Genomic DNA, 12,946 nt, shown 5'->3' on the forward strand with positions numbered 1-12,946 from the left:
GGAAGTGCTCAGCATGAAAACGTTGTTATTGACCTGCCGGAGCGCGTGCCTCGGGCTCGCATTGCTGCTTGCGCCTGCCGCCGTGATGGCCATGACCTGCAAGACCCGGCAGGGAGAGTCGATTATTCGCGCCGATCTCGGCAGTTCGGTGGCGATCCCGGCTTCGTTGCCCGATGGCACGGCAGTGTGGCGATCCGAGCGGCTGAACCTCTCGGTCGTGTGTGCCAAAGACGGCCAGCCGGGTCTGACTGAGGAGGTCTCTATTTATCTGAACCCGGATAACCTCTTAGTGGGGCAGGGCGTCATCGCCGGCTTGACCCTCAACGGGGTGGATCATTTGCAAAGTCAGGGCCGCATCGGCACGCAGCAGTTTCTACCTGCTTGTGGGGAGGACGAGTCCAATGTGGGCGCGTGCCCTACGGTGAGTTTCAATCTGCCGTTTTCGGTATTCATTCAAAAGTCCGGCCCCGTCCCCCCGTCGGGTGTGGCCAGTGATTTACTGGACTACCGAATGTTCCAGCTCGACAGCGCCCTGGGCATGAACCCTCTCCCGGACAACAACCTCAGTTACGTCATCAACAACCTGACCGGCTTGCGCTTTGTCGCCTGTGATGCCGAATTGCGCGTGATGCCCGATGTGGTGGAGTTTGGGCAGGTGCCGATTCGCAATGTTCAAGTGGGCAAAGTGGCTGACTTTCGTCGCTTTGCATTGGCGACCAGCCGGGTGTGTGATTCGCCGTTTAGTCTGGATGCACGATTTACCCCGATCTCCGGCGTGTTGTCGGGTGATGTTCTGGTTCCGGCGAACAACAGCAGTATCGGCATCCGTATTACCCATGCCGGCAGCGGCACGCCGTTGCGTTACAACGAACCGTTTCATTTGAATGATCTGCTGGGCGAAAACTATTCCGCGACGGCGGACTTCAACGCTGAGCTGCTGTGGCAAACCACATCGCCGGAGGCGGGGCCGTTCGATGCTGAGGTGATGGTGGATTTGTTCTATAAATGACAAAACGCGCGGCCCGATGAGAGGGCACACAGTGGCGGGCGCAGGCAGATCGATTCAGGTATGCTGCGCGACCTTTTGGGTTTTACCCCGTTTATTGTCGACCGTTTCCTGAATTTTGGAGCTTTCATGACCACTTCTGAACATACGCCTGCTCCCGAGACTGTCGATAACGCGGTAACGGAAACTGAAACCAAGGCCGAGATTCCAGCGTTCAGCTTTCCCTTCAAACCGGGTGAGCTGCTACAGGCTAAAAAGGATCAGGGCTGGTACCAGAAGGGTGGCAAATCCAGTCACGAAAAACGCCCCGGCGCTGCGCCTGCCGGCACCCGCCGGTCGATGGGGAAGCGCTGAGATTCAGCGCTATAAGGTAGCCATCCTCGGCAGGCACGAATCGATGGGCTTCGGCGAACACATCCAGCAGCCCGGCAACGTCCAGCGACTGCACGTTGGTAAACAGCAAGATTGCGACGCTTTTCATCGATATGCCTCAGGCACTTTGCAGAGGGATAAACGTATAGCCCGACGGCTCGCCAGTCTCTAGCAGTGCGCCAGCATCGCGCAGGGTGTTTTCAACCTCGTCACCGAGTATGCGAAAACGCCATTCGTGGTGCGTCGAAGCAGTGGCGCTTGTGCTTTGCTCGGTCGCGGCGATGAAAGCTTGCATGTCCGGCAGATAAGCCACAAACCCGTTGCCTTTGAGGGCCGTGGTTTGAATCCCCAGTGCGGCGCAGATTGTCTCCTTGCGCGCAATGTCATCACGGTCCGCCTGCCGCGACTGCTCAATGAGCGTCATCAACTGATGATCGACCAGCGCGTTGCCCACGATCAACTCGGGTCCTTGGGTCCAGGCTTCAGGCGGGCAATCCTTGGCTTGAGGGCGCAACGGAATGTGTGGATTGATTTCCATCGGATAAATTCGACACACCAGAGGGCGACGTTCGTAGATGCGACAGAGGTCTTGGGCGTCGAGATGTCGGCAACGTCCAGCATTGAAGGCCGCAAACGTGATGGCGACATACACATCAGCCGAACCGCTTTTCACTCTTTGCGAACGGCGCGTTGCATGAGTGAGTTGTTCTGTCGAGATCCCGTAGCCATCAGCCATGAACGCTTCGGTCAGGACAATCAGCGAACCGCCGTCAGCCGCCCACTGCATGGCCTCGCTGAGTGTTAGAGGGACGTGGTGATCGGTGCAGCACTTGCCGCACCCTACGCAGGAAAACTGAGTATCCATGAGGTGAATAACCCTACTGCACCTGATCAATGAGCTCGAATAAACGCTGGTAATCTATCGGGGCAAAGGGTTTTCCGATATGTATCAGAAGGTATAGCAAGTTATGCGCAAGTCACAACGGGGACGCTGTGACTGTGTGGAGGGATAGAGCGCTAGAGGTTACTGCTTTGGCCGCGTGGTCAGGTTGTCCCACTCGGTGCTGACGGCTTTTTTGGTCTTTCGGTCATAAAGGCAAAGCTCGGTGCCTGTCTTGTTCTTCATGAACGCCTGCTTGTACTGACCTTTGATTAATAGCGCGTTGAAGCCGACGGTATCATCGAACAGCGCCGCGGCGCCGGCAGGCTTGGGGTTTTTCAGTTGGCTGACCTTGACGCAACTGTCGATGACGGCCTTGTCCAGGGCGTTCCATGCTTCGGTGCTGGAAGCATTTGCCTGGCTTGCGAATCCGGCCAGAGCGAGCAACAGAAGAGGGGTAGGTTTCATGTGCATCTCCATGGGTGCGATGCCACCTCGAAGGTGACAAACGCTTAGACTACCTCAAGCCGAATCCAGTTCGGCACGCCGCACGTACTGCATGCCGGCCCTTTCATAAAGCCGCCTGGCTGTTAGGTTGCTTTCCATCACCTTGAGATCGACCTGCCCTTCGCGTCTCTGGTGAAAAGCCATGAAAGCCTGTTCAAGCAGGCAACGGCCGACGCCTTGTCCTTGAGCCCGAGGATGCACTACCAGATTGCGGATGAACGCACTGGTCCAGCACTGCGCGACACCCACCACACCCAGCGTATCGCGGACGACCAATACCAGCTCTCGGTCGAACTCCGGGTCAGTATCGAAGGCATTGAGCCACGTACGAAGGTCCGCGACCCGGCCGCCGCCGTACTGCCGGCCAAGCATGAGCAACTGATGGGTTTCGAAAGCGATATCCGGTGTAAATGCCACCGATTGCAGCGAGGCTGGCCATTCGATTCGTGCAGGCGAGTGCGTAATGTCTCGGCGCATCAGCCAGTAATGCCTGGCTGATGAGTCGAGTGGGTTGGGCGTCAGATGCCCTGTGCTTCTACCGTACGCGCGGCTTCGATCAAGCATCGTGTCAGCTCTGGTGAGGAAAACTTGGTCAGTACAGCGTTCGCCCCCGCCGTTTTGGCTTTTTCGGCGTTCATCGCACTGTCCAGCGAAGTGTGCAACAGAACGTAGAGTTCCTGAAAGTCAGGTGTTTCACGCAGCGTTCGTGTGAGAGCGTAACCGTCCATCTCAGACATTTCGATATCAGAGACCACCACATTGATCTGCGCGTCCGTGCCCTGAAGGTCGAGCAATTGGTCGATGGCTTCCCTGGCACTGCGAGCCGTATGGCATTCGAGCCCCAGATTACGCAGGGTAATGACCGACTGTTGGAGAGCAACCTGGCTATCGTCCACCACCAGAATCCGGGCTTTCGCCAGCACTTTTGCGTCTCCTGCGCTGAGCTCGGAAGGTTCGGCGCTGAGGCGTGCCGGGGCAATGCCGTGGATGACCTTTTCGATGTCCAGCACTTGAACCAGTACGCCGTCCACCTGCGTGACGCCGGTAATGAACGAGCGATTGCCTGCGCCAAACGGCGGTGGGCGGATGTCGGTCGTCAGACAGTGGACGATTTTACTCACGGCCTGCACATGCAGACCCTGCTTGGAACGGCTGACATCGGTGACGATCAGGCAGCCGCCATTCGGATCTTCGAGTGGATGCTCACCAATCGCCCGGCTCAGGTCGATCACTGACAAGGACGTACCGCGCAGCGTCGCAACGCCTTTGACGTGCGGATGCGATTCGGGAAGTCGCGTGAGGGAAGGGCAGGGAATGATTTCGCTGACCTTGAGCAGGTTGATCGCCATCAATTTGCCGCTGCGCAAGGTGAAAAGAAGCAGCGAGAGTGAATCTGCGCGAACGTTTTTGGACATATGAACCTTCTGGCATGAGTTGTCGGCTGCACACGGCGGCAAACATCTTTCGATGCCGGGTTATCGACTTGAGCAGTTCAGGCTTTAACGCTTTTAAAGCAGCCTGTGTTTTTTTAGAAGGTTGGGTACGTTTTGGCTGAGTCAAAAAGACCTTGTTTGGTCCTGATGACTCCTTTTTTATCGAGTCATTTTGACCTTTAAAAATCTAATTTACTGATTTTAAAAGGGTAATTGGCTGGCACGATTTCTGAAGAGTGAATAGCAGTTTTCACTATTTCTTCAGGAGTCAATCATGCTGAATGCTCAGGATCGCGCCATCGTCAAAGCTACCGTGCCATTGCTCGAAAGCGGCGGCGAAGCACTGACCACCCATTTCTACAACATACTGCTCGCCGAACACCCGCAGGTGCGGCCGATGTTCAATCAGGCGCACCAGAGTAATGGTGACCAGCCACGTGCGTTGGCCAATGGCGTGCTGATGTATGCCCGTCACATCGATCAGCTAGAGCAACTGGGCGATCTGGTCGCCACGATTATCAACAAGCATGTTGCGTTGCAGATTCTTCCGGAGCATTACCCGATTGTCGGGGCTTGCCTCTTGCGGGCCATTTTCGAAGTGCTGGGCAGTGAGATTGCCACGCCGCAAGTCCTTGAGGCTTGGGGCCGGGCTTACCAGCAACTGGCAGACATCCTGATTGGCGCCGAAAAAAACCTGTACGACCAGAAGGCTCAGTCGCCTGGCGGATGGCGAGGTGCACGTGACTTCACGCTTGCTGAGAAGGTTGCTGAAAGCGTGGAAATTACGTCGTTTTACTTCGCGCCAGCAGACGACAAGCCGCTTCTGGACTTCTTGCCCGGGCAGTACATCGGCCTGCAGTTGTTCGTGAATGGGGTTGAGATTCGTCGCAATTACTCCCTGTCTGCCTTGCCTGGCAACAACCGCTATCGCATCAGCGTCAAGCGCGAGCCGGGGGGTGTGGCCTCGAACCACTTGCACGACAAGTTGCAGATCGGGGACAGCATTAACCTTTTTCCGCCGTCGGGAGAGTTCGTCCTTGCCGACAGCACGAAACCGCTGGTGCTGATCAGTGGTGGTGTGGGTATCACGCCAACGCTGGCGATGCTCGAGGCGGCACTGCGCACCGAGCGTCCGATCCATTTCATCCACTGCGCGCGCAATGGCGGGGTACATGCGTTTCGAGACTGGGTTGACGCGCTGGCGGCCAATCGTCCGCAATTGAAGCGTTTCTATTGCTATAGCGACGGCGAAAGCCCTCGCGCCCATGCCACTGGTCTGATGGATCAAGCGCAGCTTGAGCGCTGGTTGCCGGAGGATCGGGACCTCGACGCGTACTTCCTCGGGCCCAAGGGGTTCATGTCGGCCGTCAAGCGCCAGCTCAGGGAGGCGGGCGTCCCGGAGGCGCAAAGCCGCTTCGAGTTTTTCGGTCCGGCGTCCTCGCTGGCGTGATCCGATAGCGTTGCCGCACCTGCGGCAATACACCGCATGCTGCTATATATATAGAAGCGTATTCTGCAGGTGTAGAAACGAAATGCAGAAACACTTGGAAACTGATTAGCGTACTGCTCCAAACAGACGGCCCGATCCGGGCAATGCCCCGATTGTCATCGGGTCTGTCCGGGAAGGCGATAGCCATCGGGTGGTGAAACCTCCCGTATGGCAATCCCAGGGTTGAGTTGCCTGACGCAAGGCCTGATCATCGCGCCCGGCGTGGAGTGGTGGGGCAGTGTTAAGCTCTCTACCCTCTTGGGCACTGAGGCCCCGGTACGCGTAGACATCATTTCTAAGGGTGTGTGAATGAGCGACAACATGATTTACCTGCGTCGGGAAAAACAGTTCCTGGCGTTGCTGGGCATCATCTGCCTCGCGCTGATTGGCGGTGCGCTTTACATGCAGTTGGTACTGGGTGAAGCGCCGTGCCCGTTGTGCATCCTGCAACGTTACGCATTGCTCTTCATCGCGGTGTTTGCGTTTGTCGGTGTAGTGATGCCGAGAAAAACCGGCGTCACGATTTGCGAGGTATTGGCCACTCTCAGCGCGGTAGGCGGAATCATTGCCGCAGGGCGTCACGTTTACATACAGACGCATCCATCCGAGAGCTGTGGCATTGATGTCTTGCAACCGATTGTTGACGGATTGCCGCTCGCATCAATGTTTCCACTGGGATTTCAGGTCAGTGGTTTCTGTGAGACGCCATATCCGCCAGTCCTCGGACTATCACTGGCTCAGTGGGCGCTGATTGCATTCGTTTTGACAGTAATCCTCGTTCCGGTCGGAATTATCCGGAATCGCCGAAAAGCACGATGATTACAAAGCGTTGCGTCAGGAATGCTCCGAATTCGTTCAGAAATACGGTGTTTTTTGAGGATTTAGACGGCCGATGAGTTGCTCAACTGTTACAGAATCAGAAATTAACTGTTGCGCAATAAGTCATAGTCATTAAAACTTTACGTATCTACAATCGCCCCCACTTAACGCCAGCTAGCTTGACTGCCGGCGGAAAATGAGGTCACAAAGCGTGTAAACGCTGATGTAGATGCCATTTTGGACGGCCCCATGCGTCACTTTCAGAATGTCTGCACCGTAAGGGAATTGGTCTGTGAGGGCCGATGCCTCCATTCGAATAAGAATCCACAGCTACCCCGGATTTGTTACGAAGCGCTCCAGCTTCATGACAGGCTCCTGTTCAATCCAAAAAATTGCCAGCACCTGGCATGGTGAAGTGTTGGCGGTCGAAACCCAACTGCGATGCGAACTGCTTTTAGAGGTCGTGAGATGAGTAAAAAAAGGTACCCCAGGTTTTTTGGCTTCTTGGCCCTTTTCAGCATGCTCCTGCTTAGCGGGTGCGATTACACCTTGCTGGATCCCAAGGGTCATGTCGGCATCCAGGAACGTGACCTGATTGTCACCGCTACCCTGCTGATGCTGCTGGTGGTCGTTCCGGTTATTTTCATGACCATCATCTTCGCCTGGAAATACCGCGCGTCGAACAAGTCCGCGACCTACACGCCTGACTGGGCGCATTCGACCAAAATCGAACTGGTTGTATGGCTCGTACCCTTGGCGATCATCATCGTGCTGGGTTACATCACCTACAAGTCGACCCACGCGCTGGACCCTTACCGTCCGCTCGAGTCTGATGTCAAGCCTGTGACCATCGAAGTCGTTGCGCTGGACTGGAAGTGGCTGTTCATTTACCCGGAACAGGGTATCGCCACGGTCAACAAAATCGTGTTCCCGGCCAATACGCCGATCAATTTCCGCATCACCTCTGATTCGGTCATGAACTCGTTCTTTATCCCTGCACTGGGTGGCCAGATCTACGCGATGGCCGGCATGCAGACCAAGTTGCACTTGATCGCCAATGAAAACGGCGAGTTCGACGGTATCTCCGCCAACTACAGCGGTGCAGGTTTCACCGGTATGAAGTTCAAGGCAACCGCTACTTCGCAGGCTGATTTCGACGCCTGGGTCGCTGACGTCAAGAATTCACCTAAACAGCTGGCAACGGCTGAATACACTGCATTGGCCAAACCGAGCGAACGGAACCCCGTTGAACTCTTTTCCACGGTCACCCCTAACCTGTTCCAGATCATCATCGATAAGTATGAAGGTATGAAACCGGGCAAGGTTGTCCACGAGAAGAAAGAAGTGGCCGGTATGGAAGGGATGGACATGGGTAAGCATTCAGCTGCTGAGGCAGAGGAGTAAACAATGTTTGGTAAATTAACGCTAGACGCGGTTCCGTTCCACGAACCGATAGTCATGATCACACTTGCCATGATCGCCATTGGCGGCGTGGCTGTAGTTGGTCTGCTCACGTATTTCAAGAAATGGACCTACCTGTACACCGAGTGGCTGACCTCAGTCGACCACAAGAAAATCGGTGTCATGTACATCGTCATCGCGATGGTCATGCTCATGCGCGGCTTTGCCGACGCCGTGCTCATGCGTTCGCAACTGGCGCTCTCCACTGAAGGCTCACCGGGCTACCTGCCGCCTGAGCACTATGACCAGATCTTCACCGCTCACGGTGTGATCATGATCATCTTCATGGCGATGCCATTCTTCACCGGCCTGATGAATATCGTTGTGCCGCTGCAGATCGGCGCGCGTGACGTTGCGTTCCCGTTCCTGAACTCCTTGAGCTTTTATCTGCTGCTCTCCGGCGTGATTCTGGTCAACGTGTCTCTGGGTGTCGGCGAATTCGCGCGTACTGGTTGGGTTGCTTATCCGCCGCTGTCGGAATTGGGCTATAGCCCGGGCGTGGGGGTTGACTACTATATCTGGGCACTCCAGCTATCAGGGCTAGGGACAACGCTAACCGGGGTCAACTTCCTTGTTACCGTGCTGAAGATGCGTGCGCCTGGCATGAAACTGATGGACATGCCGATCTTCACCTGGACCTGCACTTGGGCAAACGTTCTGATCGTGGCTTCGTTCCCGATCCTGACCGCGACCTTGGCACTGCTGACCCTTGACCGTTACATGGACTTCCACATTTTCACGAACGAATTGGGTGGTAACCCGATGATGTACGTGAACCTGTTCTGGGCGTGGGGTCACCCTGAGGTTTACATCCTGGTTCTGCCGGCGTTCGGGGTCTTCTCCGAAGTCATCTCGACGTTTACCGGCAAGCGCCTGTTCGGTCACCACTCGATGATCTACGCCAGTGGCGCGATCACCGTATTGGGCTTCATGGTCTGGCTGCACCACTTCTTCACCATGGGCTCGGGGGCAAGCGTCAACGCTTTCTTCGGGCTGGCGACGATGCTGATTGCGATCCCGACGGGTGTGAAGCTGTTTAACTGGCTGTTCACGATCTACCAAGGCCGTCTGCGGTTTACCGCACCAGTGCTCTGGACCCTGGGCTTCATGATTACCTTCTCGATCGGCGGCATGACCGGCGTTCTGTTGGCAATCCCAGGTGCTGACTTCGTACTGCACAACAGCCTGTTCGTTATTGCTCACTTCCATAACGTGATCATCGGCGGTGCTGTATTCGGTTACATCGCAGGCTTCGCGTTCTGGTTCCCGAAAGCGTTCGGCTTCACGCTGAACGAGAAGTGGGGCAAGGCAGCGTTCTGGTTCTGGATCTCCGGTTTCTACGTCGCATTCATGCCGCTTTACGCACTGGGCTTCATGGGCATGACCCGTCGTCTGAACGCCACTGACAACCCGGACTGGACGCCTTACCTGCATGTCGCGTTCTACGGTGCCTTGCTGATCGCTGTCGGTATTGCCTGCCAGCTGATCCAGATCTACGTGAGTATCCGTGACCGCGAGCAGAACCGCGATCTGACCGGCGACCCATGGAATGCACATACGCTGGAATGGTCCACTTCGTCGCCACCGCCTTTCTACAACTTCGCTGAAATGCCGAAGGCTGAAGAAATCGACCCGTTCTACGCGGCCAAGCGTGACGGTGAAGCTTACAAAGTGCCTGCTCACTACTCGGACATTCACATGCCCAACAACACCGCGACCGGTATGGTCATGGGCGGCCTGTTGACTGTGTTCGGTTTCGCAATGATCTGGCACATCTGGTGGATGGCGATCTTTGGTCTGGTTGGCACTGTCGTTTACTTCGTCATTCATGCTGCACGTGACGATCAGGGCTACATGGTTCCTGCATCCGAGGTGGCACGCATCGAAGGCGAGCACCACAAGATCCTCGCCTCGGTCCGCAATGCCCAGGCAAATACTCCTGTCAACAAGCTGGAGCAGGCATAAACAATGTCCAACTTAGTATTTGAAGGTGCAAAAGGTCATGACCACGGTCATGACCATGCCCACGATCATCATGATGCCGGCGAGATGAAAATCTTCGGCTTCTGGATCTACCTGATGACGGACTGCATTCTGTTCGCGTCGATCTTCGCCGCTTACGCAGTGCTGGTTAACAACGTCGCAGGCGGTCCATCGGGCCACGATATTTTCGAACTGCCTTACGTGCTGGTTGAAACAGCTTGTCTGTTGCTCAGCTCGATCACCTACGGTTTCGCCATGCTGGCGATGCACAAAGGTAACAAGTCAGGTGTTCTGGGTTGGTTGTTCGTGACCTTCCTGTTCGGCCTAGGCTTTATCGGCATGGAAATCAACGAGTTCCACGTCCTGATCTCCGAAGGCTACGGTCCTAACCGCAGCGGCTTCCTGTCGGCGTTCTTCACGCTGGTCGGTACCCACGGTCTGCACGTGACCAGCGGTCTGATCTGGATGGCGGTCATGATGTATCAGGTCCAGAAAAACGGCCTGACGTCGACCAACGCCACTCGCCTGAGCATGCTCAGCCTGTTCTGGCACTTCCTGGACGTGGTCTGGATCTGTGTGTTCACCGTTGTCTATCTGATGGGGACCATTTAAATGGCAAATTCACATCAACACGCTGACGACGCCCACGCTGGCCACGGCAGCATGAAGTCCTACATGATCGGTTTCGTACTGTCGATCATCCTGACCGCGATTCCATTTGGTCTGGTGATGTTCCCGACGATCTCGAAAATCGCAACTGTGTGGGTCGTACTGATCTTCGCAATCGTGCAGGTAATTGTTCACCTGGTGTACTTCCTGCACCTGGATCGCTCGGCGGCACAACGCTCGAACGTCATAGCCTTTGCATTCGCCGGCATGGTTATCTTCATGCTGGTCGGCTTGTCGGTCTGGATCATGTTCAGCATCCACACCGCCATGATGGCGCACTGAGGGAACCCCTGATGTCACTGAAGCACTTTATCCAAATCACCAAACCGGGGATCATTTTCGGTAACGTGCTTTCGGTGGCAGGTGGCTTTTTTCTGGCTTCCAAAGGGCATGTCGACTTCGGTCTGTTTCTGGCCGCAATTATCGGTACTTCGTTGGTCGTGGCGTCTGGTTGCGTTTTCAACAACTGCATCGACCGTGATATCGATGTGAAGATGGAGCGCACCAAGAACCGCGTCCTGGTTCAGGGGCTGGTGTCTCTGAACATGGCGCTGCTCTTTGCGACCGTGCTGGGGGTTGTCGGTGTTGGCCTGTTGTACACCAAGGCCAACCCGCTGGCAGCGTTGTTCGCTGTGATCGGGTTTGTGATTTACGTGGGCTTCTACAGCCTGTACCTCAAGCGCAAATCGGTTCATGGCACGCTGGTTGGCAGTTTGTCGGGGGCAATGCCTCCGGTGATCGGCTACGTGGCGGTGAGCAACTCGTTTGACCTGGCTGCGCTGACCCTTCTGGTGATGTTCAGCCTGTGGCAGATGCCGCATTCCTATGCCATCGCGATCTTCCGCTTTAACGATTACCTGGCTGCCTCGATCCCGGTTCTGCCGGTCAAGCGTGGCATTCGGGTAGCCAAGCTGCACATCTTGATCTACATCCTGGCGTTTGTGCTGGCGACGTTGATGTTGACCTTCGGCGGTTACGCTGGCCTCAGCTATCTCGCCGTCGCGGCTGCCATGGGCATGTACTGGTTGTACATGGCCTGGACCGGCTACAAGGCGAAAGATGATGTAGTGTGGGCACGCAAGTTGTTCGTGTTTTCCATCTTCACCATCACCGCGCTGAGCGTGGCGATGTCGCTGGACTTTCAAGTAACCAAAGAGCTGCTGGTGACCTACGCAGCGCCTTGATCGCTTGATTTGAAACACCGCAGCCCCGTCGCTCGCAAGAGCCGCGGGGCTTCTTTTTGCCTGTTGTATGGGTCGAATCAGAGAATATGCGGATCATTCGAGATCGGGGTGCGAATCTGCCCATGACAAAACCTGCCTGTTTGCATCATCATGTATCCGCTTTGTACAAGGATCGTCGCCAGGGTTGCGCCATCCAGTCGCCTCGCAGCACAAAAACGAATTATGACTGACGATAATATTTCGGAATCTTCGCAAGCAACGGATTCGACTCCTCTCGTGTCGATCATTGCGCCCTGCTACAACGCGGAAAAGTACCTGGAAGTTGCCCTCGAAAGTATCTTCGCTCAGGACTACGGTAACTTTGAAGTCATCATCGTTGACGATGGTTCGACCGATAACAGCGTAGCGATGCTTCAAGCGTTGCAAGCCAAGTACGATTTCCAGCTCTACTCCCATCCCAATCAGGGTGTCAGCGCTACGCTCAACCATGGCCTGAAATACGCCAAGGGCGTATACGTCTCCACGCCTGATCTGGATGACATCATGCTGCCCTCTTCAGTGAGGATTCGTGCCGAGTACCTTGATGAGCACCCTGACGTCGGCTGTGTAGGCGCGCTGATCATTTACATGGACAGCGACGGGCGCGACACAAAAACCCAAAAGCTCGATGGCATCAAAGCGCTTAGTTTCGACGAAATTCTGGGTGACGCGCTGGTGGTCGGTGCCCCGGTATCGTTGTATCGGATGGATGCGCTCAAAGCGGCCAACTTCTACGACCCGGAGATCAAGGTTCAGGATTTCCAGATGACCCTCAGAATCGCCCACAAGGGATTTGGGGTTCATGTTCTGCCGGTGAGTGTCACGCGCTACCGTCGCCATCCCAACAACCTGTCACGCCGTTACAAGGTCTTGCTCGATGCGGACCTGCGCACTATCGCGCCGTATCAAGCGCACCCGGCCTACAGCCGAGGGCTCACCGCGATCATCAACAAAGCTTTGAAGTACGCGGTTGTGACCGACAAGAAATACGCTTGGAGCCTGCTGCGCTCTATTCCGTTTCGTCAGTTCAACAAGACGACATTTCGTCGATTCAAGCGTTTGCTGTTGCACCGTCAAAGCAGTTGATGGTGGGTCCACAGCGTC

General features: G+C 55.5%; 14 protein-coding genes. 10 read left to right on the forward strand and 4 right to left on the reverse strand.

Going from position 1 to position 12,946, the window contains the following annotated elements; genetic code table 11:
- Positions 1–13: 13 nt before the first annotated feature.
- On the forward strand, positions 14–1,009 hold the full coding sequence (locus OYW20_RS05880; protein ID WP_268799780.1) for a fimbrial protein: 996 nt from the start codon (positions 14–16) through the stop codon (positions 1,007–1,009).
- Positions 1,010–1,135: 126 nt separating this feature from the next.
- Positions 1,136–1,360: a hypothetical protein gene (locus OYW20_RS05885; RefSeq protein WP_268799781.1), complete on the forward strand. Its 225-nt coding sequence runs from the start codon at positions 1,136–1,138 to the stop codon at positions 1,358–1,360.
- A gap of 136 nt (positions 1,361–1,496) precedes the next feature.
- On the opposite strand, the gene OYW20_RS05895 is transcribed toward OYW20_RS05885, so the two are convergent.
- From OYW20_RS05895 to OYW20_RS05910, 4 genes are all read right to left on the reverse strand, one after another.
- Positions 1,497–2,243 carry a YkgJ family cysteine cluster protein gene (locus tag OYW20_RS05895; protein WP_268799782.1) on the reverse strand — a complete coding sequence of 249 codons (747 nt, stop codon included), beginning with the start codon at positions 2,241–2,243 and terminating at the stop codon, positions 1,497–1,499.
- Positions 2,244–2,402: 159 nt separating this feature from the next.
- Entirely contained in the window at positions 2,403–2,726 is a 324-nt protein-coding gene (locus tag OYW20_RS05900; protein WP_268799783.1) for a hypothetical protein, read from the reverse strand.
- A gap of 54 nt (positions 2,727–2,780) precedes the next feature.
- A complete protein-coding gene (locus OYW20_RS05905; protein ID WP_268799784.1) occupies positions 2,781–3,242 on the reverse strand; it encodes a GNAT family N-acetyltransferase in 462 nt (153 codons plus the stop codon).
- A 41-nt stretch (positions 3,243–3,283) separates the two neighbouring features.
- Positions 3,284–4,180: a chemotaxis protein gene (locus OYW20_RS05910; protein ID WP_268799785.1), complete on the reverse strand. Its 897-nt coding sequence runs from the start codon at positions 4,178–4,180 to the stop codon at positions 3,284–3,286.
- A gap of 292 nt (positions 4,181–4,472) precedes the next feature.
- Here OYW20_RS05910 and hmpA point away from each other — a divergent pair, with 292 nt between their 5' ends.
- The 8 genes from hmpA (at position 4,473) to OYW20_RS05950 (ending at position 12,928) form a co-directional block, all read left to right on the forward strand.
- Positions 4,473–5,648 carry an NO-inducible flavohemoprotein gene (gene hmpA / locus OYW20_RS05915; RefSeq protein WP_268799786.1) on the forward strand — a complete coding sequence of 392 codons (1,176 nt, stop codon included), beginning with the start codon at positions 4,473–4,475 and terminating at the stop codon, positions 5,646–5,648.
- A gap of 348 nt (positions 5,649–5,996) precedes the next feature.
- Entirely contained in the window at positions 5,997–6,506 is a 510-nt protein-coding gene (locus OYW20_RS05920) for a disulfide bond formation protein B (RefSeq protein WP_268799787.1), read from the forward strand.
- A 468-nt stretch (positions 6,507–6,974) separates the two neighbouring features.
- Positions 6,975–7,910 carry a ubiquinol oxidase subunit II gene (gene cyoA, locus OYW20_RS05925; RefSeq protein WP_268799788.1) on the forward strand — a complete coding sequence of 312 codons (936 nt, stop codon included), beginning with the start codon at positions 6,975–6,977 and terminating at the stop codon, positions 7,908–7,910.
- A 3-nt stretch (positions 7,911–7,913) separates the two neighbouring features.
- Positions 7,914–9,932, forward strand: a complete 2,019-nt coding sequence (gene cyoB / locus OYW20_RS05930) for a cytochrome o ubiquinol oxidase subunit I (protein ID WP_268799789.1) — start codon at positions 7,914–7,916, stop codon at positions 9,930–9,932.
- 3 nt (positions 9,933–9,935) lie between these two features.
- The gene (locus OYW20_RS05935) at positions 9,936–10,562 is read left to right on the forward strand and encodes a cytochrome o ubiquinol oxidase subunit III (RefSeq protein ID WP_268799790.1); all 627 of its coding nucleotides are present in this window, start codon (positions 9,936–9,938) and stop codon (positions 10,560–10,562) included.
- Positions 10,563–10,901 carry a cytochrome o ubiquinol oxidase subunit IV gene (gene cyoD / locus OYW20_RS05940; RefSeq protein WP_268799791.1) on the forward strand — a complete coding sequence of 113 codons (339 nt, stop codon included), beginning with the start codon at positions 10,563–10,565 and terminating at the stop codon, positions 10,899–10,901. It begins immediately after the preceding gene.
- An 11-nt stretch (positions 10,902–10,912) separates the two neighbouring features.
- Positions 10,913–11,803: a heme o synthase gene (gene cyoE / locus OYW20_RS05945; protein ID WP_268799792.1), complete on the forward strand. Its 891-nt coding sequence runs from the start codon at positions 10,913–10,915 to the stop codon at positions 11,801–11,803.
- Positions 11,804–12,025: 222 nt separating this feature from the next.
- The gene (locus OYW20_RS05950) at positions 12,026–12,928 is read left to right on the forward strand and encodes a glycosyltransferase family 2 protein (RefSeq protein WP_268799793.1); all 903 of its coding nucleotides are present in this window, start codon (positions 12,026–12,028) and stop codon (positions 12,926–12,928) included.
- Positions 12,929–12,946: the final 18 nt, after the last annotated feature.

The sequence above is a fragment of the Pseudomonas sp. BSw22131 genome (assembly GCF_026810445.1).
In the GTDB taxonomy this organism is placed as follows: Bacteria; Pseudomonadota; Gammaproteobacteria; order Pseudomonadales; family Pseudomonadaceae; genus Aquipseudomonas; species Aquipseudomonas huanghezhanensis.